At 63.5% G+C, this 26,814-nt stretch carries 20 protein-coding genes and 1 pseudogene; 11 read left to right on the forward strand and 10 right to left on the reverse strand.

What is annotated here, in order from left to right; all coding sequences use genetic code 11:
• Window positions 1-127: 127 nt before the first annotated feature.
• The 5 genes from P0D96_RS33220 to P0D96_RS33240 form a co-directional block, all read right to left on the reverse strand.
• Entirely contained in the window at window positions 128-979 is an 852-nt protein-coding gene (locus P0D96_RS33220; RefSeq protein ID WP_132377659.1) for a carbohydrate ABC transporter permease, read from the reverse strand.
• Between the two features lie 10 nt (window positions 980-989).
• A complete protein-coding gene (locus P0D96_RS33225; protein WP_408174889.1) occupies window positions 990-1,967 on the reverse strand; it encodes a carbohydrate ABC transporter permease in 978 nt (325 codons plus the stop codon).
• A 54-nt stretch (window positions 1,968-2,021) separates the two neighbouring features.
• A complete protein-coding gene (locus tag P0D96_RS33230; protein WP_408317827.1) occupies window positions 2,022-3,275 on the reverse strand; it encodes an ABC transporter substrate-binding protein in 1,254 nt (417 codons plus the stop codon).
• An 87-nt stretch (window positions 3,276-3,362) separates the two neighbouring features.
• Window positions 3,363-5,348 carry a beta-galactosidase gene (locus tag P0D96_RS33235; protein WP_408317829.1) on the reverse strand — a complete coding sequence of 662 codons (1,986 nt, stop codon included), beginning with the start codon at window positions 5,346-5,348 and terminating at the stop codon, window positions 3,363-3,365.
• An 11-nt stretch (window positions 5,349-5,359) separates the two neighbouring features.
• Window positions 5,360-6,514, reverse strand: coding sequence for an ABC transporter ATP-binding protein (locus tag P0D96_RS33240; protein ID WP_408174893.1), 1,155 nt, complete (start codon window positions 6,512-6,514; stop codon window positions 5,360-5,362).
• A gap of 193 nt (window positions 6,515-6,707) precedes the next feature.
• Here P0D96_RS33240 and P0D96_RS33245 point away from each other — a divergent pair, with 193 nt between their 5' ends.
• From P0D96_RS33245 to P0D96_RS33265, 5 genes are all read left to right on the forward strand, one after another.
• Window positions 6,708-7,739, forward strand: coding sequence for a LacI family DNA-binding transcriptional regulator (locus P0D96_RS33245; protein WP_408174895.1), 1,032 nt, complete (start codon window positions 6,708-6,710; stop codon window positions 7,737-7,739).
• 447 nt (window positions 7,740-8,186) lie between these two features.
• A complete protein-coding gene (locus P0D96_RS33250; protein ID WP_106301095.1) occupies window positions 8,187-9,191 on the forward strand; it encodes a sugar ABC transporter substrate-binding protein in 1,005 nt (334 codons plus the stop codon).
• A gap of 90 nt (window positions 9,192-9,281) precedes the next feature.
• On the forward strand, window positions 9,282-10,268 hold the full coding sequence (locus P0D96_RS33255) for an ABC transporter permease (RefSeq protein ID WP_132377664.1): 987 nt from the start codon (window positions 9,282-9,284) through the stop codon (window positions 10,266-10,268).
• Between the two features lie 75 nt (window positions 10,269-10,343).
• Window positions 10,344-11,141 (forward strand): ATP-binding cassette domain-containing protein, encoded by a 798-nt coding sequence (locus P0D96_RS33260; protein WP_408317832.1) that lies wholly within the window; start codon window positions 10,344-10,346, stop codon window positions 11,139-11,141.
• A 30-nt stretch (window positions 11,142-11,171) separates the two neighbouring features.
• On the forward strand, window positions 11,172-12,398 hold the full coding sequence (locus P0D96_RS33265) for an ROK family transcriptional regulator (RefSeq protein WP_132377666.1): 1,227 nt from the start codon (window positions 11,172-11,174) through the stop codon (window positions 12,396-12,398).
• 45 nt (window positions 12,399-12,443) lie between these two features.
• Here the strand turns inward: P0D96_RS33265 and P0D96_RS33270 are convergent, their stop codons facing one another.
• The gene (locus P0D96_RS33270) at window positions 12,444-15,524 is read right to left on the reverse strand and encodes a transglycosylase domain-containing protein (RefSeq protein ID WP_408317834.1); all 3,081 of its coding nucleotides are present in this window, start codon (window positions 15,522-15,524) and stop codon (window positions 12,444-12,446) included.
• 194 nt (window positions 15,525-15,718) lie between these two features.
• Window positions 15,719-16,702, reverse strand: coding sequence for a LysR family transcriptional regulator (locus P0D96_RS33275; protein WP_132377668.1), 984 nt, complete (start codon window positions 16,700-16,702; stop codon window positions 15,719-15,721).
• 208 nt (window positions 16,703-16,910) lie between these two features.
• On the opposite strand from P0D96_RS33275, the gene P0D96_RS33280 reads away from it, so the two are divergent.
• The 5 genes from P0D96_RS33280 to P0D96_RS33300 all read left to right on the forward strand — a co-directional run bounded on the left by P0D96_RS33280 (window position 16,911) and on the right by P0D96_RS33300 (window position 21,750).
• Entirely contained in the window at window positions 16,911-17,843 is a 933-nt protein-coding gene (locus P0D96_RS33280; RefSeq protein WP_408317836.1) for a dihydrodipicolinate synthase family protein, read from the forward strand.
• A 352-nt stretch (window positions 17,844-18,195) separates the two neighbouring features.
• Window positions 18,196-18,765, forward strand: a complete 570-nt coding sequence (locus tag P0D96_RS33285) for an RNA polymerase sigma factor (RefSeq protein ID WP_132377670.1) — start codon at window positions 18,196-18,198, stop codon at window positions 18,763-18,765.
• Window positions 18,765-19,547 (forward strand): anti-sigma factor, encoded by a 783-nt coding sequence (locus tag P0D96_RS33290; RefSeq protein WP_408317839.1) that lies wholly within the window; start codon window positions 18,765-18,767, stop codon window positions 19,545-19,547. Before P0D96_RS33285 ends, P0D96_RS33290 begins: the two co-directional genes overlap by 1 nt.
• Window positions 19,548-19,679: 132 nt before the next feature.
• Window positions 19,680-20,960, forward strand: a complete 1,281-nt coding sequence (locus P0D96_RS33295) for an NAD(P)/FAD-dependent oxidoreductase (protein WP_408317841.1) — start codon at window positions 19,680-19,682, stop codon at window positions 20,958-20,960.
• A gap of 94 nt (window positions 20,961-21,054) precedes the next feature.
• Window positions 21,055-21,750: a TetR/AcrR family transcriptional regulator gene (locus P0D96_RS33300; RefSeq protein ID WP_310818013.1), complete on the forward strand. Its 696-nt coding sequence runs from the start codon at window positions 21,055-21,057 to the stop codon at window positions 21,748-21,750.
• Window positions 21,751-21,825: 75 nt separating this feature from the next.
• On the opposite strand, the pseudogene P0D96_RS33305 reads toward P0D96_RS33300, so the two are convergent.
• From P0D96_RS33305 to aroQ, 3 genes and pseudogenes are all read right to left on the reverse strand, one after another.
• Window positions 21,826-23,195: pseudogene (locus tag P0D96_RS33305) on the reverse strand (MFS transporter).
• A gap of 49 nt (window positions 23,196-23,244) precedes the next feature.
• A complete protein-coding gene (locus P0D96_RS33310) occupies window positions 23,245-24,147 on the reverse strand; it encodes a shikimate dehydrogenase (RefSeq protein ID WP_408281354.1) in 903 nt (300 codons plus the stop codon).
• Window positions 24,144-24,599, reverse strand: coding sequence for a type II 3-dehydroquinate dehydratase (aroQ, locus tag P0D96_RS33315; RefSeq protein WP_342960393.1), 456 nt, complete (start codon window positions 24,597-24,599; stop codon window positions 24,144-24,146). Before aroQ ends, P0D96_RS33310 begins: the two co-directional genes overlap by 4 nt.
• A 322-nt stretch (window positions 24,600-24,921) precedes the next feature.
• Between aroQ and P0D96_RS33320 the strand changes: the two genes are divergently transcribed.
• Complete coding sequence (locus P0D96_RS33320) at window positions 24,922-26,805, forward strand: bifunctional sugar phosphate isomerase/epimerase/4-hydroxyphenylpyruvate dioxygenase family protein (protein ID WP_408317843.1); 1,884 nt, start codon at window positions 24,922-24,924, stop codon at window positions 26,803-26,805.
• Window positions 26,806-26,814: the final 9 nt, after the last annotated feature.

A 26,814-nucleotide genomic window follows, 5' to 3' on the forward strand; every position in this document is an offset into this window, starting at 1 on the left:
ACTGAACTGAAAAGACTACGCTCCTGCTATCCGCACCTCTTGCGAGGCAATGCGGTTAGCAGGAGTTTCAGCTACAAAAAAAGCCCGCTTTCGCGGGCAACCCTTCTCGACACGACACACAACCCCTTCAACCCTTCGTCGCCCCAAACGTCAACCCGGCCACAAAATGTTTCTGCATCGCAAAGAACATCGCCACTGACGGCAATGCCGCGAGAATCGATCCCGCCGAAACAAGATTCCACGCCGTGGTCCACTGCCCTTTCAATGCGGCCACGCCCACGGTAATCGGCGCGGCGTCGTCGCCTTGAGTCAGACACAGCGCCCAGAAGTAGTCGTTCCAGACAAACGTGAACACGAGAATCGCCAATGCCGCGAGTGCCGGCCGGATCAACGGCAGCACGATCTTGAAGAACACTGTCCACTCATTCGCGCCTTCGATGCGTGCCGCCTCGACCAGTTCGAACGGCAACTGTTTGATGAAGTTACGCAGAAACAGCGCGCAAAATCCCGTCTGAAACGACACGTGAAACAGAATCAGCGCACTGACGGTATTGAAGAGACCAAGTTGCAACGACAAATCCCGCACCGGAATCATCAGCACCTGCACCGGCACGAAATTGCCCGCCACGAACGTCGCGAACAAAGTCGAATTGCCACGGAACCGGTAGATCGCCAACGCGAAACCGGCCATCGCCGCCAATGCAATCGAGCCCACCACGGCAGGCACCGTGATCAACACACTGTTCCAGAAGTAATGCAGCATCGGCGACGTGGTCAGCGCCTCGCGATAGTTTTCGAACATCGCGAAGTGCTTCGGCCAGCCCCAATAGTTGCCCTCGCTCAACTCTTCTGTCGAACGCACGGACGTGACGAGCACCGCGATCATCGGCAGCAGCCAGATCAGCAGCGCGACCGGCAACGTCAGTTTGTACATGCGGCGAGTGGCCGGCTTCCATTTGTCGATGGGAATCGGAAACATGGTCGGCTCCTTATTGCTCGGCGCGCAGCATCCGCCGCAAGTGATAAACGATGTACACCAGCATGATGGCAAACAGCACGACCGCCACCGCCGCCGAATAGCCGATGCGGTAGTACTTGATCGCCTGGTCGTACATGTAATACGCGAGCACGGTCGAGCTTTCGAACGGACCGCCGCTCGTCATCACCGAGATCAGATCGAAGCTGCGCAGCGCGCCGATGATAGTCACCACGATCGCCATGAAGGTGGTCGGCCGCAGTTGCGGCAGGATCACATGCCACAGCATCGACCAGCCGCGCGCGCCTTCCATGCGTGCGGCCTCGATCTGTTCGGCGTTCAGCGACGTGAGGCCGGTCAGATAAAGAATCATGCAGTAGGCGGTTTGCGGCCACAGCGCCGCGAACACGATGCCGAACGTCGCATAGCGCGGGTCGCCGAGCACCGGCACGCCGTGGCCGAGAATCATCGCGAGCAGGCCGAAGGTCGGGTCGTAGAACCACGAGAAGATCAGACCGACCACTACGCCCGACAACACGAACGGCGCGAAGAAAAGCGATTTGACGATACGGATACCGGCCACCGCCTGATTTAGATACAACGCGACGGCGAGGCCCATCGGCGGAGCGAGCAGGAACAGCAGCAGCCAGATGACGTTGTTCTTGAGCGCCGTGTAGAACGTCTGCGCATGGAACAACTCCACGTAGTTCGCGAGGCCGACGAACGACGGTTCGCTCATGCCATCCCAGTTGAAAAAGCTCAAGCGGATGGTCGACAGGATCGGCCACACCACGTAGATGGCCACCATCACGCAGGCCGGCGCCAGAAACAGAAAAGCCGCGCGCCGCTGCCGCCGCGCGGTGGGCGACGGACGGCGGCGCCGTGCGGTGGCCGGCTTGCCGCCACGCAAGGCGCCGCCCGGCGTGGGCAAACCCGGACCGCCGGGTTCAGCGGGACCGCCGACAGTGTGGCGGGTGACGGAATGCGACACGATCGTTCTCTCCAGATGAGATGCAACGGAAGGCGGCCTCGCGGCCGCCGCCGCTCACTTCTTGTAGATCCGCTTGCGCGTCTGCTCGAGTTGCGCGAGCACGTCGTCGAGCTTCGTGGGATCGGAGATGAACTGCTGCATCCCCTTCATGCCTTCGTCGGCCATTTCCTTGGTCATGTCGCGATCATAGAACTGCGCGATGCCGCCCTTGGTGTTCGCCAGAATCTGGAAGCCGATCTTGGAGATCGGATCTTCCGGTTCCGGCGACTTGCTGTTCGCCGACAACGAGCCGAGCCCGGTTGCCAGCTTTGCGCCGATTTCCGGTGTCTCGACGAACGCCAGGAACGTGTGCGCATCCGCCTTGTTCTTCGCCTTCGACGGAATATGCAGCGACTCCACCGGACCGTCTTCGGCCGTCGGCACCTTCGCGTCGATGATCGGGAACTGGAAGTAGCCCATTTCCGGCTTCACGTTCGGCGGGAAACCAGCGGTGATGAACGTGCCCATCAGCATCATCGCGGCCTTGCCCTGGAACAGGAACGGCTGCACCGAATCGAGGTCGTAGGAGAGCGAGTTGTCGATGAAATAGCCCGCGTCGATCAATTGCTTCCACGTCGTGTAGACCTTCTTCACGCGCGGATCGGTGTACGCGATCTCGCCCGCCATCAGCTTCTGATGGAACGCATTGCCGTTCAAACGCAGGTCGAGATAATCGAACCAGCCGGCAAGCGTCCAGGCGTCGCGGCCCGCCACGGCGATCGGCGTGATGCCGGCTGCCTTCAGCTTCTTGCAGTCTTCGAGAAACTGATCCCACGTTTTCGGCTCGCCGCTAATGCCCGCCTTCTGAAACAGATCCTTGCGATAGAACATGCCCCACGAGTAGTACACGGTCGGGGCGGCGTACTGCTTGCCCTTATACGACGACGCTTCCTTGGTCGACGCATACATCTCGTTCCAGCCGTTCTTCGCCCAGTCGCCGCTCAGGTCTTCGAACAGGCCGCGTTGCGCGTAATAGGCCATGCGTTCGCCGTCATGCCAGTTGACGATGTCGGGCGCGACCGTTGTCAGCCAGCCGGGCAGTTGCACCTTGTACGCTTCTTCGTCGACGAACGACACCTTCACGTCGATGCCGGGATGCGCCTTCTTGAAGTCGTCGACGACCGATTGCCACACCGCGCGCTGGCTCGCGCCTTTGAACGCGATATTGGCCGTGAGCGTACCCGCCTGGGCCGTGCTGACGGCCGACGTCCCCACAGCCGCGGCAGCCAGCGCGAGTGCCAACAGAATTTTGCGTGGTTTCAGTTTCATGTTGCCTGTCTCCTTTATTCCTTGATTTTGCGTCGTTGTCGTTACTGCATGGAATTTCGTTGGACACTGCGTCGGTGCATCAGACCACTATCGGGTTCGATAGACGGCCACGCCTTGCGGTTCGATTGCATGCGAACCGATCACGAAGGCATCGTCGGCTACATCGGCGAGCGTGTGCGTCGCGTCGCCGTAGTTGAACACGTAGGTCAGCGCGCCGCGGCGGCTCACTCGCACGCTGTCGCCGAGCGGCATCGTTGCCACACCCGCTTCCTGCGCGATCCGCTCGAACAAGCGCAGGGTAAGCGCATCATCGAACAGACTCGCGAGGTAGTGGAACGCGCCGCTTCGAACATACGCGGGATGGCCGTCCGCGAATCGGGCGCGCACGTCGAGCGAATCAGCCGCGTCGCTCTCAACAAAATCACGCCAGTGACGCGCGAAACCGTCCGCTTCACTCGAGGCCGGATTGTCCAATAGCCGCACTGCTTCGGTCACATTCGGCCGCATCGATTCGACACGCCATACGCGCAACGGCAGCACCGACCCCAGCGCGCCAGGTGGCAGGTTCGCGGGAATCTGCAAATCCTGAGTCTTCGAACCCGTGCGCGGCCCGAGTACGACCTGCGCGCCCGAACTCGCCAGACGCGCTGCAAAATCAGCCGGCAGGACCGGCAGCGGCGGCACGACGATCAGACAGTAACCATCCAGCGGCGCGTCGACCGGCACGATATCCACGTCGAGGCCGAGCGCGCGCAGCGCCGAGTAATACTCGAAGGCAAAGCGCGGATAGTGAAAGTCCGCTCCCTGCGGATGAATCTCGAACAGCCACTTCGCCTCGTAGTCGTAGACGAGCGCGACTTTCGAACGAATCGCGGCATTGGCGTCGGCATTCGCGGCGAGCACTGTGCGAATCTCGCCGGCAACTTGCGCCGCCTCGTTGCCACCCACGTCGAGCCGGTTATCGGGCCTGTTCAGTCCCGCATGCATCTGTTCCTGCGCGAACGGCGCCTGACGCCAGCGGAAGTACGACACGCAGCCCGCGCCGTGCGCGAACGCTTCCCAACTCCACAGCCGTACCATGCCCGGCAGCGGCGCCGGATTCCACTGCGCCCAGTTCACCGGACCCGGCTGCTGCTCCATCACCCAGAACGGCAGCTTCGACATGCCACGGTAGACATCGTGATTGAACGACGCGAAGTCGGGATGCCCGCTGCGCAGCCAACGGGCCTTTAGCTCCGGCGCGAACCATTGTTCTTCGAGCGCGCCGAGCGGATAGCTGTCCCACGTCGCCACGTCGAGATCGGCGGCGACCTTGTAGTGATCGAACTCGGTGAAGAGTTGCATGAAGTTGTGCGCGACCGGCCGGCCCGGCGAATGGGCACGGATGATCTCGACCTGCATGCGGTTATAGCGCGCCACCTCGTCGGACGCGAACCGCCGGTAATCGAGGCGATGCGAAGGATGCGCTTCCGTCACGGTCGCCACCGGCGCGTCGATCTCGTCGAAGCTGCGGTACTCCATGCTCCAGAACACCGTGCCCCATGCGCGGTTCAATGCGTCGATGGTGTGATAGCGCGCTTTGAGCCACTCGCGAAAGCGCCCCACCGCCGCCGGCGAATAACTGACCACCGTGTGATGGCAGCCGAACTCATTGTCGGTTTGCCAGTAAGCGACAGCCGGATGCTTGCCGTAGCGCTCGGCCACCGCCGTGCAAATCCGCTGCGACGCGGCGAAATACGACGGCGAAGAAAAGTCGTAATGACGACGCGAACCGAACGCACGAGGACGGCCGTCCGCACCGACCGGCAGAATGTCGGGATGGCGGTCGATCAACCACTTGGGCGGCGTCGCTGTCGGCGTGCACATCACCACTTGCAGGCCGGCTGCGCCCAGCACATCGATCGAGCGGTCGAGCCAGCCCCAATCGAATTCGCCCGGCGTCGGCTCGATCCGGCTCCAGGCAAATTCGGCGATTCGCACCTGTTCGATGCCGAGGGCTTTCATCCGGCGAGCGTCGTCTTCCCACATCGACTCCGGCCAGTGTTCCGGGTAATAACAGACTCCAAGGCGCATCCGAATGTCCTCTATGCGTAGTGTTCGACGGATTCGAGCGAAGCGGCGGCAAAGCCGTCTTCGGTAAACAAATGACAGGCGGGACGGGGCACGCGCAAGCTCGCGCGCTCGCCGGGCGCAAGGCGTGTATTGCCCGGCGCTTTGGCGATCAGCGCGGCGCCGCCAGGCTGATCGAGGTGGACATAACTGTGTTCGCCGAGTTGCTCGACGAGCGACACGGTGCGCGTCAGCACGGCGTCGTCAGGCGCGACGGACGATGCGTCGACAAACTCCAGGTGTTCAGGACGCACGCCGAGCGTGACCGCTTGCGAGGTTTGCAGCCCCGCGCCGTTCACCGGCACGCGCACGGTTTCTTCCGTGTGATCGAGCGTGACGGTTACGCCTTGCGCATCGACCAAGGCCACTCTTCCCGGCAGAAAATTCATCCGCGGCGAGCCGATGAAACCCGCGACGAAACGGCTCTTCGGACGGTGGTACAACTCGAGCGGCGCGCCGATCTGCGCGATGCTGCCGTAGCGCTCGGTGTCCTTACCGGCATGCAGCAGCACGATCTTGTCGGCGAGCGTCATCGCTTCGATCTGGTCGTGCGTCACGTAGACTACGCTGGCCTTGGCGAACTGCTTGTGCAGCCGCGCGATTTCGATGCGGGTTTGACCGCGCAGCGTGGCATCGAGGTTGGAAAGCGGCTCGTCGAATAGAAACACGCCGGGCTCGCGCACGATGGCACGGCCAATCGCCACCCGCTGCCGCTGACCGCCCGACAACGCCTTGGGCTTGCGATCGAGCAACGCTTCGAGTTGCAGAATGCGCGCGGCTTCACGCACCTTGCGGTCGATTTCATCCTTCGGGGTTTTAGCGAGCTTCAGGCCGAACGCCATGTTCTCGAACACGCTCATATGCGGAAACAGCGCGTAGCTCTGGAACACCATCGCCACGCCGCGTTGCGCGGCCGGCACGTCGTTCATGAGTTGGCCGCCGATCGAGAGGTCGCCGTCGCTGAGGTCTTCCAGGCCGGCGATCATGCGCAGCAAGGTCGACTTGCCACAGCCGGACGGACCGAGAAACACGCAGAACTCGTTTTCGCCGATCTCGAGATCCACGTCGCGGATCACTAGCGCGCCGTCGCCATACGCCTTCTGCACGCCTCTTAACGAAATGCTCGCCATCGCATCGACTCCGTGATTTAATCGGCTCGAAGTCGGAGATTAAGCGCTTAATCAGCAGGGCCGAAAAAATCGATCGCTTGGGATCGTTGGGGCCTTGCCTGTCTCCGAGATCGTTTTGTCTGTGCGACAGATGGTGCCGCGCCTTCGCTCGTGATGCAAATGTCGGGCAGGCATCCCAAATACTGAAAACATCATGCCCACACTCAGCGAAGTCGCGCGTCATGCCGGCGTCACCCCGGCCACGGTGTCCAACGTGCTGCGCAATCGCGGCCGGGTCGGCGCGAACACGCGACAGCGCGTGCTCGAGGCCGTCGAAGCACTCGGCTACCGGCCGCATCTGGCCGCTCGCGCCCTCGCCGAAGGTCGCGCGCCGACGCTCGCGCTGATGGTGTCGAGCATCGCCAATCCGTTTTATCCGGAGTTCGCACTTGCCGTCGAGCGTGCGGCGCGCACGAGCGGCCACTTCGTGATCATCTGCAATACGAACGAAGATCCGCTGACCGGCCGCGCGTATCTCGACCAGATCGCCGGCACACTTTCCGAAGGCGTGCTCGTGACGAATGCAAACCTCGATTTCGCCGACCTTCATACGACTGAATCGCGCGGCACACCGGTGGTGCTGTGCATGTGGGAACGGCCTAACGAGCCGCCGGGTCTGCCGTGCGTCGCTGTCGATTTCCGGCGCGCCGGCGAACTGGCCGGCGCGCATTTGCTGGAGCTCGGCCATCGACGGATCGGCGCGATTGTCGGCAGCAAAGCCTCGGGCATTCATGCGGCGCGTTACGAAGGTTTCGTCGATGCGTTGCGCGCCGGAGGCGCGCCGAAAGGCCGCGTGAAACATGGCGCCGACACGATTCAGGGCGGCTACGAAGCAGCACGCGCACTGCTCGAAACCAATCCGAAGCTCACCGCGATCTTCGCGACCAACGACCTGCCCGCGCTCGGCGCGATGCACGCCGCCGCCGACCTCGGCCTGAACGTGCCGGCGGATTTGTCCGTGATCGGCATCACCGATATCCAGCTCGCGCGCGAGTCGCGCCCCGCGTTGACGACGGTCGCCGTCCCGACGGTCGAAGTCGCCGGGCTCGCGGTATCCCTGTTGCGAGAGTTGATCGAGACATCGTATGGTCAGGCGGGTCGCGGCGCGGCAAGCGTGCCGATGCGGGTCGCCTCGCCGCCCGAACTGGTCGTACGCGCATCCACCGGCGTGCCGCGTCCGCGGTGATGTGGCCGTACGGCATCGCGGACGTTACGCGGTGAATCCTTCATTCGCGCACGCTGTCTTGCGGGCAAGCAATCGCGCCTCAGACGCCGATAAAACCCCAATAAGCCTTCAATTACCTTTCACACGAGCCAGGACTTTCCCCAACTCCGAACGCTCGATCTCGCACCGCACCACTCCATCCAAGCCCCACCACATAAGGCGCGCAGCCTTCTGACGAGTTTCTTGGCGTCATCTTCCATTCCGATCATTTCCTTGACGCGCGTCGACGCGCCTGCTGTACTAAATCAACCAAAGTGATTTAGGCAACACGAATCAACCCGAGTCCGGGTCGTTTCGAACCACCTTAATCCCGCATCAGGCCATAAACCAGGGTGTCCGCGCGCAGCGTTCGCGCAGGCAGCCGCCAGCAGTCCACAACGTCGTTGCCAAAAACCGGAGGAGCGTCCCATGAATCTGAATTCCCGCAGGCTTCCTGTCGCCAGGAAAATCGTGTCGATGTGCGTCGCGGCATCGGCGGTATGGTGTGCGAGCGCGAGCCAGGCGGCTGACCAGCCTGTCGTCGGCCTCATCACCAAGACCGACACCAACCCGTTCTTCGTGAAGATGAAACAGGGCGCCGAAGCGGCCGCCTCGAAAGACGGCGCGAAGCTGATCACCGCCGCCGGTAAGTTCGACGGCGATAACGCGAGCCAAGTCACCGCCATCGAAAACATGATGACGGCCGGCGCAAAAGCGATTCTGATCACGCCGAGCGACACCAAGGCGATCGTGCCGAGCATCAAGAAAGCGCGCGCCGCCGGCGTGATGGTGGTCGCGCTCGACACGCCGACCGATCCGCAAGACGCCACCGACGCCCTCTTCGCCACCGACAACTTCAAGGCCGGCGTGCTGATCGGCAAATACGCGAAAGCCGCGCTGAACGGCAAGCCCGCGAAGATCGCCACGCTCGATCTCGCGCCCGGCGTCTCGGTGGGCGTGCTGCGTCATAACGGCTTCCTGGAAGGCTTCGGCGTGAAGGAAGGCGATCCCTCGGTGGTCTGCAGCCAGGACACGCGCGGCGATCAGGCCAAGGGCCAGACGGCGATGGAAAACTGCCTGCAGAAGTCGCCCGACATCAACGTGGTCTACACGATCAACGAACCGGCCGCGGCGGGCGCTTACCGCGCGCTCAAGGCGGCGGGCAAGGATAAGAGCGTGATGATCGTCTCGATCGACGGCGGCTGTGAAGGCGTGCGCAACGTCAAGGCCGGCGCCATCGCCGCGACCTCGCAGCAATATCCGCTGAAGATGGCCTCGCTCGGCGTGACGGCCGGTGTCGAGTATGCGAAGACCGGCAAGAAGGTCTCCGGCTATCAGGACACCGGCGTGACGCTGATCACCGACAAGGCGATGTCCGGCATCGACAGCAAGGACACCAAGTTCGGCCTCGACAACTGCTGGGGCAACAAGTAACGCGCACTGAACAGCGGCCCGCTTCGCCGGGCCGCCATCGGATTTGCCGCGTGGCCAGCCCGCCACGCTCATGCATCGAGGTCATCCATCATGTCGACTCCTTCCGCGCCCGCCGGCCACTCGCGTTCGTTCGCCGAGCGCATGCCATCGCTTGCCGAAGTCGGGCCACTCATCGCACTGGTACTGGCTTGCGGCTTCTTCATTTCGCAGAGCGACCGCTTCCTGTCGTTCCAGAACCTCTCGCTTATCCTGCAGCAAACCATGGTGGTCGCGGTCATCGCCATCGGCCAGACGCTGATCGTGCTGACCGGCGGCATCGATCTGTCGTGCGGCATGGTGATGGCGTTCGGCTCGATCATCATGACCAAATTCGCGGTCACGCTCGGCGTTCCACCGGCGCTCGCGATTCTCTGCGGGGTTGGCGCGAGCACGCTGTTCGGCGCGCTCAACGGCGTGCTGATCACGCGTATCAAACTGCCGGCCTTCATCGTCACGTTGGGTACGTTGAATATCGCGTTCGCGCTTACGCAGATCTATTCGAACGCCGAGAGCGTGTCGAACCTGCCGGACGCAATCATGTTCTTCGGCAACACGTTCAAGCTCGGCCCCGCGGATGTCACGTACGGCACCGTGCTCACCTTGCTGATGTATCTCGCCACATGGTTCGTGTTGCGCGACACCGTGCCGGGCCGGCATCTGTACGCGCTCGGCAACAATCCCGAGGCCGCGCGCCTGATGGGCTTGTCGTCGCAGAAGATCCTGCTGACCGTGTATTCGCTGGCCGGCGCGATCTACGGCATCGCTGCGCTGTTGTCCGTGTCGCGGACCGGCGTGGGCGATCCGCAGGCGGGGCAAACCGAAAATCTCGACAGTATCACCGCGGTCGTGCTCGGCGGCACGAGTCTGTTCGGCGGACGCGGCTCGATTGTCGGCACGTTGCTCGGCGCGTTGATCGTCGGCGTGTTCCGCAATGGTTTGACTCTGATCGGCGTCTCTTCGGTCTACCAGGTGTTGATCACCGGCATGCTGGTGATTCTCGCGGTGGCCGCGGACAAACTTTCCCATCGTCGCGGTTAAAAACGCAATCGCACTTCGTGCATGGGGCCGGAGTAAGCGCTGAAGCGCCAACTCCGGCCAACAGAGGAGCCCGTCATGTCGACACCAAATTCCGCTTCTGCCGCGATGCCCGTTCTGCAGGCGCGCGGACTCATCAAACGCTATGGCAACGTGACCGCGCTCGACGGTTGCGATTTCGAAGTGATGCCCGGCGAAATCATGGCCGTGATCGGCGATAACGGCGCGGGAAAATCGTCGTTGATCAAGGCCCTTTCCGGCGCCACGGTGCCGGACGAAGGCGAGATTCTGCTCGACGGCAAGCCCGTCAAATTCCGTAGCCCGCTGGATGCCCGCGCGCAAGGCATCGAGACGGTGTATCAGGAACTCGCGGTGGCGCCGGCCATGAGCATCGCCGAAAACCTGTTCCTCGCCCGCGAACTGCTGAAACCCGGCTGGCGCGGCTCGATCTTCAAGATGATCGACAAGCGCCGCATGCTGGACGAAGCGACCGCGCATATGAAGGACCTGCAGATCGGCATCCGCTCGATGCGCCAGGCCGTCGAAACGCTCTCGGGCGGCCAGCGCCAGGGCGTGGCCGTGGCGCGCAGCGCGGCGTTCGCGCGGCACGTGGTGATTCTCGACGAACCGACCGCCGCGCTCGGCGTGAAGGAAGGCAATATGGTGCTGGAGTTGATCCGGCGCGTGCGCGATCGCGGCTTGCCGGTGATCCTGATCAGCCATAACATGCCGCACGTGTTCGAGATCGCGGACCGCATCCATATCCAGCGGCTTGGCCGGCGCGCGGCGCTGGTGAACAGGAAAGACATACATATGTCGGAAGCCGTGGCGATCATGACGGGCGCAAAGGAAGCGGACGTCAAGGCGATTGCATGATGCGTGCATCCTGCTGAGCGGGCTCTCACCATGGAAACCACCGGCACCCGCTCGCCCCTCAAACGCACGGTCGGCTCGAACCAGGTCGGCATGCGGCAGTTCAACGAGCGCATCGTGTTGCAGGCGATCCGCTTGCATGGGCCGCTGCCGAAAGCCGACGTGGGCCGTCTCACGCGTCTTTCGATGCAGACGGTGTCGATGATCGTCGAGCGTCTCATCGAGGACGGTCTGCTCGAAAAGCAGGCTCGCGTGCGCGGCAGGATCGGCCAGCCATCGGTGCCGATCGCGTTGCGCGCGCAAGGCGCGTACACCATCGGCGTCAAGGTGGGACGTCGCAGTCTCGACGTGCTCGCGATGGATTTCGCCGGCCACGTGGTGCACCGCGATGTCTTCGACTACGCCTACCCCGATCCGCGCACATTGTTTCCCGCGCTCGAAAGCAAGCTGGCGCGCGTGAATCAGACGCTCGGCGCGAAGGCCAGCCAGGTGGTCGGCGTGGGCGTCGCGGCGCCCTTGTGGCTCGGCGGCTGGCGCGATTTTCTCGGCGCGCCGCCTGATGCGCTCGAAGCGTGGCACGAGATCGATCTGCGCTCGCGCATCGCCACCATGACGGGCCTGCCCGTCGAGTTCGCCAAAGACACCACGGCCGCCTGCGCCGCCGAACTCGTCATGGGCCAGGGCCGCGGCATCCACAACTTTCTGTATCTGTTCGTCGGCACGTTTATCGGCGGCGGTCTCGTCATCGACGGCCGTTTGCATAGCGGCCCGCACGACAACGCGGGCGCGGTCGGTTCCATTCCGCTGCGCGAAGGTGGCGCGCGCAAACCCGCGCGGCAACTGTTGCACGCGGCCTCGGGCTTCGTACTTGAAAAGCTATTGACCGATGCGGGCGCGCCGGCCGCGGCCGCGCACGATCATCGCGCGTTGTCGCCGGAATTGTGGCGGCACACCGAGCAATGGCTCGATAGCGCGTGCCCCGCGATCGCCAACGCGCTAACCAATGCGGCGGCCCTGCTCGATCTCGACGCGATCGTGATCGACGGCGAACTCGACCGGCAACTGGTGCGGGAGATCATTCGACGCACCGAGCGCGTGCTCGACCGCTTCGAATGGGAAGGCATGGTGCGTCCGCAATTGCTGGAAGGCGCGATCGGCGCCGATGCGCGTGCGATGGGCGGCGCGATTCTGCCGCTCTATGCGCATTTCGCGCCGGTGCATGAACTCTTCCTGAAGCCGGCGGCGGAGACGGCTTATTAGGCGCTGCCGATGTGGCCATCGACACCGGCACGCTTCACTTCATGCTCATTGCTTGGCGACCTTCGTGATGGAAGCCGTCTTCGCAGGCGGATTGTCGAGCAACGGCTGCAATACCGGCGCAAGCGACTTCAGCAATTGCACCGACAGCGCGCTGGTGAACTCGTAATGTGCGGCATACGGTTCATGCACCCAGGCGGTCAAGGTGCCGTAGAACCGGTCGCCCATCGCGAACACGAAGGTCGCGCTGCGGTTCACCTTGCGCGACTCGATCAGCCGCGCGCCTTTGGCGAACACATTGAAACGCTGATCGCCGGTTCCGGTCTTGCCGTACACCTGGAGCGTCTGGCCGTCGGGGAACGTCATGCCTTGCGCGAGACGCCGCGCCGTACCGCCCGTCACCACATCGCGCAACAGCACTTTTACGACGCCGGCGATTTCCGGCGACAACTGCTGCTGCGGTGCCACCGCCGCGCGCTGGAAATGCGTTTCGTAAGGCGTGTCTTTCGCGAAGTCGAGTTGCGTGAGGCTTTCGGTCGGCACCTTGTTGCCGTTGTTGGCGATCACGCCAATCAGTTGCGCGAGCGCGGCCGGCCGGTCGCCCGACGCGCCGATTGCCGCCGCATACGAAGGCGTGAGCGTCGCGAACGGATAACCAAGCGCCTGCCATGACTTGCCGATGGCATCGTAGGCACGCAGTTCGACCATCCGTTTGATGCGGCGGTCCTGCGTCGCGTGATAGCGCGTCTTGAAGAGCCACGAATACGTCGACAGACGCACGTCGCGGCTCGCGTTCTGGATCTGCTCGAGCGTGACGTCGGGATGCGCTCGCAGATAGTTGAGCGTCCACAGTTCCAGCGGATGCACGCTCGAGATATAGCCGCGATCGTTCAGATTGAAGCGGTCGATTGCGTATTTGGCATACAGGTTAGCGAGGTCTTCGTCGTCCAGCACGGAGGCGGCGGGTGTGTTTTTCAGCGCGGCGCGCATCCTGGCGTTGAACCACGCATTCGACTCGTCAGGCGCGACGCTGCGCAACACCGTCGCCACCTTCGGCGGCGATTTGCGCACGCCGAGCAGAAGCAGCGCCAAGGCCTGATCGGGTGTCTTGCCATGATACTTCGTGTAGAAACGGTTCATGTACACGCGGCTTTCCTGATCCGCGAAACGCGTCAGATACATCTTGCGCATCTCTGGATCACCCAGCCATTGCGCCGACGGCCCGGTGGTCTGCACCATTTCGTAATGGACGATGTCGCGCATCAGCCGCACGAACACCAGATTCACCGAATGCTGGAACGCGCGGTGCACGGTCAGGATGCGGCCGTTGTCGTCGGATTCGAAATTGTTGAAGGTTTGCGCGCCGCCGCCCGTGTAGAACGTTTCACCGGGACTAGCCGAGTATTTGCGCTCCACGGCCGCGTCGAGCATGGCTTGCAGCGAACGGTCCGAGGTGTGCGCGAGATAGTCGAGCGCCCAGCGCGTGAGCTGGTCGTTCGGATCGTACTTGACGGCTTTCAGCTCCGCTGTGCTCAGCGCTGCATAACGCTTGTGCAGATCCGAGACGATCTGCAAATACGTCACCACAGTACGCAGTTTCGCCGTCGAACCGAGGTTCAGGCGTGCGCCGGAGTTGATGTCGAACGGCTGGTTGACGCTGTCGGTTTGCACCCGCACGAGGTTGGCGCCGTCGCGCCGCTCGAACAGCGTGAAGCTATAGGCGATTCTCGACGGATCGTCCGACGCGCGCAGCATTTCGAAGCCGACCAGACCCGCCGCTTTCGCGCCGTCGCGCGTGGCGGCGGCGGCAAGCCGCTCGCTCACGGCCTGCTGAACGGCGTTGTTGAGCGTGCCCTTCGCCTGCAGATCGAGGCGGTCGAGTTCGTAAAAACTCGGAATGCCGAGCGCGGCCAGCAGATGCGAACGCATGGACGTCACCGCCTTGCGCGACACGAAGGAATCCGTGCTGGCCGTTTTGACGGGCGCGCGGTGCAGATCGACCACCGCGGACAGCGCGGCATCGCGCAACGGAATCGAAACGATGCCGCCGTTCGCCAGCAGCCGCAGATAACTGTCGGTCAGCCGTTCGAGTTCCTTGTAGCCGTGATGCAGGAAATACGACGGCGCGCGTTGCGCGATCATCAACGAGAGCACCTGCCGGAACGCCACGCCCTGCTCCGGCAGATTCTGTTCGGTCGACGGCGCTGCCAGGATTCGGTTGACATCGTTGAAATCGCGGCCATACCAGGCGGCGAGACCGTCGCCGATCCCGTTGATTTCGCCGATGCCCGGCTGCGCGGCCAGCGGCACCGAGTTGAGATAGCGGACGACGATCTGCCGGCGCGCCGGCATGGTTTGCGGGCCGTTCAGATAGGCGCGCACCGAAGCCGATGCGATTTGCCGCAATTTCTCCGGCGGCGTCGCCGTGCGGCCGCCCGCGGAGTGGCGGAATTTTTCGATCTGCGTGGCAAGCGTGCTGCCGCCGGGCTGCGACTGATGGTGATTGAACACGCGCACGCCCTGGTCGGCCAATGCACGGCTGAAGCGCCCCCAGTCGATTGCCGGATTGCGGTTCGGCTGGTTCGGATCGAGCAGATAGCGGTCTTCGATAAACAGCAGCGAATTCACGACCAGCGGCGGAATCGCGTCGAAGTCGTCGTACACGCGGCCGGGAAACTGCGCGGCGAAGAGCGGCGCGCCGGTGCCGTCGAAGAGTTGCAAGCCCGCCCGATCTTTTTCTTCGTACGGCAGAAAGAGGCCGTTATCCGCCAGCGACAGCATCCGGTCGGAATCGCGCGCTTGGGCGGTGATTTCAAACCCGCGTTGCAGCAAGCGCTGCTGGATCGACGGCAGCAGCGCGTAGCCCAGTCGGCTATCGTATGGGCCGTTGTCGGCTTGGGGAAAACGGATGGAATGACTGGCACCGTCGGCGACGGAAAAGCCCACGTCGCGAGTCAATTCGGAGAGATAGTGCGCCTGCAATCGCGAGGTTTCGATCTCGTTCTGGCAAAAGCGTACCGCCAATGCCAGCGCAAGCAAGAATGCCGCCACCAGCGCCCATTTGAACCACTTGCGCACAGACGTCGTGCCCGTCGCGCGAAACGGTAATCGAACCAGCGGCCGATTCATGGTGCTCTCCCCGAGCGGACGCCGGTTTCTTCTGGCCCGGCGCACCTTCAAGGCAGTGTAGCGCGGAACGCGAACCCAGGATCGGTTCGGATTTACCCGAGAGTGTCGCGGCTACAACACCTCTTCGCAAGACATGGCGCGGCGCCAATTGCCATGAGATATTCAACGTCTTTCGCGTGATGAAAACCGCCGCTTCAGGCGGTTTTTTGCTTTCGAGCCGCATGCGCCGGCAAGCGGGCTTGCGCCTGCTCCGCCGGCTGCGTGCGCAGCAATTCGATGAACTGTTCCGCCGGTGGCGACAGCACCCCGCCCTTGCGCGTCACGACGCCGAAAGTTTGCGAGGGCGACTTGAGCTTCACCGGCACGAGACGCAGCATCTTTTGCCTGACGAACAGCGCGGCGATCGCCGTCGGTAATAACGAAACCAGGTTGTGACTGCTTTGCAGGAGCGCGACCGTCACGAACGTCGAGGCCGTCGAAACCGGGTTATCCGGCATCTCCAGACCGGCCAGATCCATCTCACGCTCGAGCAGCGCGTGCAACGGCATATGCGACGGATACATCACCCAGCGGTGCCCGGCCAGATCGCGCAGTTTCACCTCTTTCTTTGGCAACGGCGGATGGCCGTAGCCCACCACCACCGAGAGCGGCTCGTCGCCTAGCGGACGATAGTGATATTTCGACGGATCGGCCGCTACCGCAGCGCGGCCGATCACCAGATCGAGCCGGCCGTCGTCGAGTTGCTGGAGCATTCGCGCGCTCGTGTCTTCCACCACTTCGACGGAAAGATTCGGCTGGCCCGCATGCAGTTGATTCAGTGCCGGCACGACGCACTCCGGAATCGCCCCCATGATCGCGCCGATCGCGAGACGCCCGCCGCGCCCGGAACGTATCTCGGCGACGTCCTGGCAGAGCGCGGTGAGATCGGTCGCCACGAGGCGCGCGTAGCGGATCACGCAGTGGCCGAGCTGGTTCGGGATCATGCCGCTCTTCGAGCGCTCGAAGAGCGGCGCTTCGAGCATCGACTCCAGTTCCTGCAAGGCCTTGCTGGCGGCCGACTGTGTCATTGACATCGCGCCGGCGGCTTTGTGCAGCGACTTCAGGTCGTCGAGCGCGATCAGCAATTGCAGTTGTTTCATGCGCAGTTTCGACAGCAGGACGTTGAGGGTGTCTTTCATGGCGGCGTATCGGGGCTGAAGCGGGGGGCTAAAGCGGGGGCTGAAGCGGAGGTGAGTCGCAAAAGCGATCACAAGATGGAAACAATTCAATATACCCGCCGTGTTCAGCGCCGTATAGTCGACTGCGTTGCATGGGACCCGAGTCAGCGCCAAAGCGCCAACCCGGGTCGACACGGAGACATTCCAAACTACGACAACACCTATCATCATGACCCAGTCATCCCATCCTGCTGCATTGCGCGGCGTGTTCCCCGTCGCGCCGACCATCTTCGACGACGCCGGCCGTCTCGACCTCGAAGGCCAGAAACGCTGCATCGACTTCATGATCGACGCGGGCTCGAACGGGCTGTGCATTCTGGCGAACTTCTCCGAACAGTTCGCGCTATCCGACGACGAGCGCAATACGCTGATGCACGTGGTGCTCGACCACGTCGCGGGCCGCGTGCCGGTGATCGTCACGACCACGCATTTCAGTTCGTACCAGTGCGCCGAGCGCAGCCGCAGTGCGCAGGCCGCGGGCGCCGCAATGGTCATGGTCATGCCGCCATATCACGGCGCGACGATCCGCATCGGCGAACGCGGCATCTACGAGTTCTACAAGACCGTGTCCGACGCGATCGGCATTCCGATCATGATTCAGGATGCGCCGGTCAGCGGCACGCCGTTGTCCGCGTCGTTTCTCGCCCGCATGGCGCGCGAGATCGACAACGTGTCGTACTTCAAGATCGAAGTGCCGCAGGCGGCGAACAAGCTGCGCGAGCTCATCGAATTGGGCGGCGATGCGATCGTCGGTCCGTGGGACGGCGAAGAGGCGATCACGCTGATGGCCGATCTGGATGCGGGCGCAACCGGTTCGATGACGGGCGGCGGCTACGCCGACGGCATCCGTCTGATCATCGACGCCTATGCGGCCGGCGACACCGAGGCCGCCGCCGCGCACTATCAGCAGTGGCTTCCGCTGATCAATTACGAAAACCGCCAGGGCGGTCTCGCATCGTGCAAGGCGCTGATGAAGGAAGGCGGTGTGATCCGTTCGGACGCGGTGCGCCATCCGTTGCCGCAAATGCACCCGGCCACGCGTGAAGGTCTGTTGAAGGTTGCGCGGCGGCTCGATCCGCTGGTGCTGCGCTGGGGCCGTTAAACGCCCATTCCGGTCCAGGGCGGTTGCCGATCGGTCGACAACCGTCCCGGACCTCATCAGGAATGAGCCGTGCCCCCCCGTACTTCGTCATACCGCCCGCAACGCGTTAACCGCCCTTGCATCGCGTGGCTCCGTTGCCGGTCTTTCACTTTCAGCAGACCAGCGCAACGGCCCCGCCCTCGCTGCACACCACCCCGTGTCCCGGACCATCCGGCAAGCACACCCAACGCCGGACTCTGCTCCACATACGTTGACATCTCATCAACGGATGCACGTCGAAGAAAAAAACCCGCATATAAGGCAGTGGAGAAATTGAGTACCATAGGCGCGCAAGCTCACCCTATCTCCTTCCATGACCGCCCATCCTCGAGAACTAACGCCGGACACGCTTGCCGAGTTGCTCGAACGTGTCGCCAAGGAAGACGCCGCGGCATTGCGCGAACTCTACGATCTCGCCGCCCCGAAACTGTTCGGCCTCGCCCTCCGTATATTGAACAAGCATGAGTGGGCCGAAGAGGTCTTGCAGGACAGCTTCGTCAATATCTGGCGCTTTGCCGGCGACTATCGCCGCGCGCTGTCCGCCCCGATGACGTGGATGTCGGCGATCGTCCGCAACCGTGCTCTCGATCACCTGCGGCGGGTCAACACCCAGGAAACGGAATGGAGCGATGCGTTGGACGATCTCGTGGCAACCGGCGATCCAGATCCCGAAGCGCTGACCGCGGTCAGCCTGCAGGCGCGTCTGCTCGCCGGTTGCATGCAACAGCTGGAACCGGCGCAGCGCCAGGCGGTGGCCCTCGCGTACCTACGCGATCAAAGCCATAGCGAGATCGCCGACGTGCTGGCGGTGCCGCTCGGCACCATCAAGTCATGGATCCGGCGCGGCCTCGCCAAGCTGAAGACCTGTCTGGGAGGCGAGTGATGAATCTCCATCGCTATCCTCAGCTGGTCGACCTGCTGGCCGCCGAATATGTGCTCGGCACGCTGCGCGGCGGCGCACGGCGCCGCTTCGAACGCTACGCGGACCACGACACGACGATCCGCCGTGCCGTCGACGAATGGCAGCGGCGCATCTCGCCGCTGGCCGAACTCGCCGAGCCGCGCATGCCGCCGTCCGCCGTATGGGACGCCATCGAACGGCGTCTCGGCCTCGCGGCCACGCGCGAGGCCGCACGTCCCCGCACCGTGGCGGCAACACCCGCGCGGCCGTCGCGCAGCGTGTTCGAGAACCTGGCGTTCTGGCGCGGCTGGGCACTCGGCGTCACGGGCCTCGCCGCGGTTGCCGTGGTGGTCGCCGTGCGCTCGCTGTTGCCGTCCACCACGGCGCCTGTCACCGCGCCGACCGTGGCTGAGCAACCCGAAACGGCGGTGTCGCATGTCGCCGTGCTGAACAATAAGGACGCGCATCCGGTCATGCTGGTCGCGTGGGACGAAGCGCATTCGACCATGACGGTGCATCCGCTCGGCAAGGTCGAGCTGCCCGCGGGCCGGGCGATGGAACTGTGGGGCATTCCGGCGAGCGGCCATCCGGTCTCGCTCGGCATGCTGCCGGACAGCGCGAACGGCAAGGTTACGGCCGGCCAGCAGAAGCCGGAGAATTATGCGGCGCTGGCCGTGTCGATCGAAGCGCCGGGCGGCTCGCCGGATCACAACGCGCCGAGCGGTCCGGTGGTGTTCACCGGCAAGCTGTTGCCGGTGTCCTAGGCGTTTCATGATCAGCCGAAGAAGACCGGCATTTGCTCGACGCGGGTGCCGGCCTCTGTTTCATCCGCCCTTCGACTCGGCAATCGCGCGACGGCTGGACGCGAGCGCGCGATTGCCGCTAACCTAGCCCTTATGCAAAGCTTTTACGAAGCCACTGTCACCCGTTCGTCCGCCTATGCGCCGCTGGCTGGCCGGCGTAGCGCCAATGTCTGCGTCATCGGCGGGGGCCTGGCGGGCTTGTCCACGGCGTTGGGACTCGCCGAGCGGGGCGTCGCCGACGTCACCGTGCTCGAAGCCCGGCAAGTGGGTTTCGGCGCATCCGGGCGCAATGGCGGGTTCGTGTTCGGCGGCTACAGCCTCGATTGCGCCGATCTGCTCAAAACCCTCGGCGCCGTGCACGCCCGCGAACTCTATACGCTGACTACCGACGCCGTCGATCTGATGAGAAAGCGCATCGCGCGCTATCACATCGACTGCGACGCGACCGACGCCGGCGTGATCCTCGCCAACTGGTTCGACGAACCGGCACGGCTCGAGTCGCAGCGGCGCCTGATGCGCGATTCGTTCGGCGTCGAGTGGGAACCGGTGGCAGCGGAGCAGCTCGCTGCGCAACTGAAAACGCGCCGTTATCACGGCGGTCTGTTCGAGCGCAACGCGTTCCACTTTCATCCGTTGAAGTACGTCCTCGGCGTGGCTAACGCCGCTGCGCATGCCGGCGTGCAGATCCACGAAGACTCGCCGGTCGTGCGTCTGCAGCGCGACGGCGCCGGCTTCGTGGTGCACACGCAGCACGGCGCGCTCGACGCGCAACACGTCGTGATGGCGGGCGGCGGCTACGCACGCCGCGTCTACCCGCTGGTCGAACGCGCGGTGCTGCCGATCGCCACCTACGTGATGGCGACCGAACCGCTCGGCTCACGTCTGCAAGACGCAATCGATACGCGCGCCGCCGTCTATGACACCCGCTTCGCCTTCGACTACTACCGGCCGCTGCCCGACACGCGCATTCTGTGGGGTGGCCGCATCTCGGTGCGCGACCGCGCGCCCGAGGTGATCGCGCGCCTGTTGCGGCGCGATCTGCTGAAGGTCTATCCGCAGTTGCACGACGTGGGTATCGAGTACGCGTGGGGTGGCCTGATGAGCTACGCGCGGCACAAGATGCCGCAGATCGGCCGCAGCGCGGATGGCGTCTGGTACGCGGTCGGCTTCGGGGGACACGGCATGGCGCCGACCACCGTGTCCGGCGAACTGCTGGCGGCGGCGATTGCCGGCGAGCGTCCGGTGCCCGAGGCATTTGCGTCGTTCGGCCTGACACCCGCTTACGGCGCGCTCGGCCTCGCGGCCGCACAACTGACCTACACCGCCATGCAGACACGCGACGCGCTCGCCGCACGCCGGCGGCCTGCCGTTTGACGTCGACCAATACGTTGCTGCTCATGCCCGAGACCCGCTCCAGAGGCCAATTTCGCCATGCTAGAATGCGCCGTCACTGCCGCTCGAATACACAATGAAAAAGGGAAGCAAGGCCGCCGAGCCTGATACCAACGGCATCCCGTCCGACAGTCCGCGTACCGACGCCCGGCGCAAGTACGATCCCGAACAGACGAAGCGCAACATCCTCGAGGTCGCGACCCAGGAGTTCTCCGCGATGGGACTGACGGGCGCACGCGTCGACGCGATCGCGGAGCGCACGAACACCACCAAGCGCATGCTGTACTACTACTTCGGCAGCAAGGAAGGGTTGTACCAGGCGGTGCTGGAAAAGGTGTATGGAGACATTCGCGCGCTCGAACAGGATCTGCACGTCAGCGAACTCGATCCGATCGAGGGGATGCGCGCACTCGTCGAGTTTACGTTTGACTATCACGACCGGCAGCGCGATTTCGTGCGGCTCGTGACGATCGAAAATATTCACGGCGCGAAGTACGTCGAGCAGGTCAAGACGTTCAAAGGCCGCAACGTCACCGTGATTCATACGATCGAGGATCTGCTGGCGCGCGGCATCGCGGCCGGGCAGTTCCGCAGCGACATCGATCCGATCGATCTGCATCTGCTGATCAGTTCGCTGTGCTTTCACCGCGTCGGCAATCGCCATACCTTCGGCACGGCGTTCGGGCGCGACCCGTCGCATCCGCGTTTGCGTGCGCGGCATCGCGCCATGATCGTCGATGCCGTGCTGCGGTTCGTGCGCAAGGACGATTGACGCCTGTAAGCCTCAAGTAAAAAACGGGACGTGGCCTGCGCCACGTCCCGTTTTTTTCGTCTGGCGCGAGGCCGCTCAATCCACCAGCACGATCCGCTTGATATCGCCGACGATGAAGATGTACGACAGCGCGCCGACCAGTGCGATCGCGCCGATGAACACCAGCGCCCCGACAAACGAGCCGGTTGCCGCGACGATGAAACCCACCACCAACGGCGTCACGATGCCGGCCAGGTTCGCCGCGAAGTTGAAGATGCCGCCGGTCACGCCGAGCAGGCCGTCCGGCGCGATGTCGGACACCAGCGTCCAGCCGAGTGCGGCCATACCCTGCGCAAAAAACGCCACCGACAGAATCGCGATCACCAGCACGTTGCTCTCGACATAGTTGGCGAGAATGATGGTCGACGCGAGCAGCAGGCCGGCAATGATTGGCAGCTTGCGCGCCACGTTCGGCGACTTGCCGCGGCGCAATAACCAGTCGGAGAAGAAGCCGCCGAACATCACGCCGATCGACGCGGCAATGAACGGCATGATCGCGAAGAAGCCGATTTCAGCCAGGCCATATGGCGTTCGGTGGCGAGATACGTCGGAAACCAGGTGAGGAAGAACACCAGCGTCGAGTTGCCGGCGAACTGGCCGAGGCAAATGCCCGTCAGTTGACGATGCTTGAGCAGGCGTCCGATGGTGCGCCATTCGAAACCGCTCTTCGCCGATACGAGCTTGCTGGCTGCCGCCTCAGCGTCCTTCTTCCGATGCGTGAGACCGCCGCCCGCTTCGATATAGTCGAGCTCCGCCTGATTCGCCGACGGATGATCGCGCGGCTCACGATAGAACATCCACCAGATCACGCCGAACACGAGGCCCACGCCGCCCACCACGTAGAACAGCGAACGCCAGCCGAACGCGCCCATCAGCATGAACAGGAACGGGCTGAAAAAAGCGAGGCCGATATATTCGCCGACCGTGTACGTGCCGGTCGCCATCGCGCGTTCGCTCTGCGGGAACCACGTGGCCACCACGCGGCTGTTAGTCGGAAAGCACGGCGCCTCCGAGACGCCGAGGCCGAGGCGGAATGCGAACAGCGCGCCGATGCCATGCACCAAGCCTTGCGCTAGCGTGCACAGGGACCAGAAGGTCATCGACAGGAAATACGTGACCTTGCTGCCGAAACGGTCGAGAAACAGGCCGCCCGGAATTTGCGCGGCCACATAGCTCCAGGAAAACACGGAAAACAGCAGCCCCATCAGCGCGGCGTTGATGCCGAGCTCCTTGGTCAACTGTGGCGCCGCGATGCCGAGCACCGTACGGTCGAGATAATTGATCATCGTCCCGACCGCGAGCAGCGCCAGAATCTGAAAGCGGGCTTTCGAGCGGCGCCCGGTGCTCACCGTGACGCCTTGCGGCGCGGCGGTGTCGATGGGACTGGATTGAATCGGTTGCTGCATGGGGTGTGCGTCTCCTCGATCGGGTTGTTACCGGTTGGCGCGCTACCGGTTAGCGTTGCAACAATGACTGGAAATGGGTGTAGACCCGTTCCGCGTCCGGTTCGAGACCGGTGAAAATGCGCATGGCGTCGACCGCCTGATACACCGCCATGCCGCCGCCGCTCAGCGTGCGGCAGCCGAGCGCTTCCGCCGCCTGCAAAAGCGCGGTGCGGATCGGGAAGTAGACGATGTCCGAGACCCACAGATCGCGGTGCAGCAATTCGACCGGCAACGGCAAGCCGGGCAATTTCGCCATGCCGGTCGGCGTCGCGTGAATCAGGCCATTGGCGGCCGCGAGCGATTCGGCAAGCGAACTTCCGGCGCTGACGGTGGCGCCTGGAAAGCGCTTCTGCAATTCCTCGGCGAGCGACGCGGCGCGCGTGGCGTCCACATCGAATAGCGTGAGCGATTTCGCGCCCATGTTCAGCGCCGCGTGCGCGACTGCCGCGCCGGCGCCGCCCGCGCCAAGCTGCACGACGCGCTCCAGCGACACGTCCGGCAAACCGCGCTGGAATGCACGCGCGAAACCTGACCAATCCGTGTTGTGACCGATGCGTTTGCCGTCCTTGAACAGCACCGTGTTGACCGCGCCGAGTGCGCGCGCGTCGTCGGACAGTTCGTCGAGCAGAGGAATGACGGCCTGCTTGCACGGGTACGTGATGTTCAGACCGTTGTAGCCCATGCGTTCGGCGGCCATCAGCAGATCGGGAAGCGAGGCGACGTCGAGTTTCAGCGCTTCCAGATCGATACGCCGGTACACATAGTGCAGACCGAGCTTGCTGCCCTCTTCCTCGTGCATCGCGGGCGTCAGCGATCCGCTGATGCCCGCGCCGATCAGGCCGACCAGATAGGAATGAGGTGTTGCCTGTGAGTTCGTTTGTACGTTCGCTTGTGAGTTCGCTTGTGAGTTCATTTCGCCGCCCTATCCTTAAGAATGGTCGCCATCCGCTCCAAAGCCAACACATAGCCCTGCGTGCCGCAACCGATGATGATCGCGTCCGCGACGGCCGACACGTACGAGTGATGCCGGAACGCCTCGCGGCGATGCACGTTTGAAATATGCACTTCGATGACCGGCTTTTCGATTGCCGAAAGCGCGTCGGCGATGGCCACCGACGTATGCGTGTAGGCCGCCGGATTGATCACGATGCCGTCGACCTTGGTACGCGCCGCGTGCAGCCAGTCGATCAGTTGATGTTCGGCATTCGACTGGCAGAAGTCGATCGCGAGATTCAGGCGCTCTCCCGCATCGCGGCAAAGCTTCGCGACGTCGTCGAGCGTTTCCGAGCCATAGATGGTCGGCTCGCGCGTGCCGAGCAGATTGAGGTTCGGTCCGTTGAGGACCAGTACTGACGCAAAACTCATGACAACCACTCCTGCTAAGTAAGGCAAGAAGCCAGCCACGGCAAGCGCCGTGGTTTTGCAACGTGAGCGAAGTGTGCGCGCATTGAGCGCCGCCGTCATTCGGGGTTTCTACGAATTTGTACCATCTAGTTAGTTTGTATAAACTGTCGATAACTTCGGTTACAGTGGGTGATTGTGGCCTGCCTCTTGCCGATGCGTGTAACGAACTGGTCCATTTTCCGCATTGCAGCATGCCAGCCAGCGGGATCTGCGAGCGGTCGCGCGCCCCGGCCGTTGCGCGCCCTATTCAACAGCCGTTTGATTGTTTTAGCAGGAGCCGTCCATGCAACGTTCGATTGCCACCGTGTCGATCAGCGGAACCCTCGTCGAGAAGCTGACCGCGATCCAGGCGGCGGGCTTCGAAGGCGTCGAGATCTTCGAGAACGATTTGCTGTATTTCGACGGCTCGCCCGCCGACGTGCGGCGCATCGCCGAAGATCTCGGGCTGAAAATCATGCTGTTTCAGCCATTCCGCGATTTCGACGGTGTCAGCCCGGAGCGCCTCGAGCGCAATCTCGACCGCGCGAAGCGTAAGTTCGACGTCATGCATGAACTGGGCACAGACCGCATTCTGGTGTGCAGCAACGTTTCGCCCGACACCATCGGCGACGATGCGCTGATGACCGACCAGCTCGGCGCGCTGGCCCGCGCGGCTGAGGCGGCCGGCGTGCTCGCGGGCTATGAAGCGCTCGCGTGGGGCAAGCACGTGAAGACCTACCGGCACGCGTGGAAGCTCGTGAACGCCGTGAATCATCCCAATCTCGGGCTCGTGCTCGACAGCTTTCACACGCTGTCGCTCGACGACACGGTGGACGCGATCGCCGACATTCCGGGCGACCGCATCGCCTTCGTGCAGATTGCCGATGCGCCGAAGCTCGCCATGGACGTGCTCGAATGGAGCCGCCACTATCGCTGCTTCCCGGGCCAAGGCGATTTCGATCTGGCTAATTTCACGGCGCAGGTCGTGAAAACGGGCTACAGCGGGCCGCTTTCGCTGGAAATTTTCAACGACGGCTTTCGCGCCGCCCCCACCACCATCACAGCCGCGGACGGGCATCGCTCGCTGCTGTTCCTCGAGGAACAGACTCGCGCGCTGCTCGAAAGCACGCAGCAGCCGGTCGGTGACCTCTACCGCTCGCCGGCGGCGCCCGCGCACGTCGGCTATCAGTTTCTCGAGTTCGCGGTGGACCACACCACGCGCGCGCAACTCGTCGACTGGCTCGGCAAACTGCGCTTTCGCGAGGCTGGCCGGCATCGGTCGAAAGAAGTCACGCTGTATCAGCACGGCGCGGCTTCGATAGTGCTGAACGCGGAGCCGGATTCGTTCGCCAACGCGTTTTTCCAGCAGCATGGCTTGTCGCTGTGCGCGTCGGCGTTTCGCGTGGACGACGCCAATCAGGCGTTCGAGCGCGCCGCCGGCTTCGGCTACGCGCCGTTTTCCGGGCAAATCGGCCCGAACGAGCGTGTGCTGCCCGCCGTGCAGGCGCCGGACAGCAGCCTGAACTATTTCGTCGACGAAAGGCCGGATCAGCCCACCTTGTTCGAGGCCGATTTCGTCCTCACCGACATCAACGGCCCGACCGAAGTGGGGCCGCTCAGCCGCATCGACCATGTGTGCCTGTCGGTGCCGGCGAATTCGCTGGATACGTGGGTGCTGTTTCTGCGGACCGCTTTGGGCTTCCAGGCCGAGCCCGGCGTGCTGGTCCCCGATCCGTACGGCCTCGTGCGCAGCCGCGCGCTGCGCAGCCACGACGGCTCGGTGCGCATCGTGCTGAATGCCTCCGTGGACCATCACACGGCGGTGGCCGAGGCGCTGCATACCTATCACGGCTCAGGTCTGAACCACGTCGCCTTCAGCACCAGCGACATTTTCAGCGCGATTCCCGAGTTCGTCGCCGACGGCTTGCCGGTGCTGCGCATCCCGCGCAATTACTACGAGGATCTGGCCGCGCGCTACGCGCTGCCGGACCACACGCTCGACGCATTGCGCGCCAATAACATCCTCTACGATCGCGATGAGCGCGGCGGCGAGTTTTTCCACGCTTACACGGAGCAGCTCGACCAGCGCTTCTTCATGGAGATCGTCGAGCGGCGCGGCGGTTACGACGGCTATGGCGCGGCCAATGCTGCCGTGCGGCTCGCCGCGCAGGCTCAGCGGCGCAAATAGGCACCATCG

It is taken from the genome of Paraburkholderia sp. RL17-347-BIC-D (genome assembly GCF_046027915.1).
GTDB lineage: Bacteria > Pseudomonadota > Gammaproteobacteria > Burkholderiales > Burkholderiaceae > Paraburkholderia.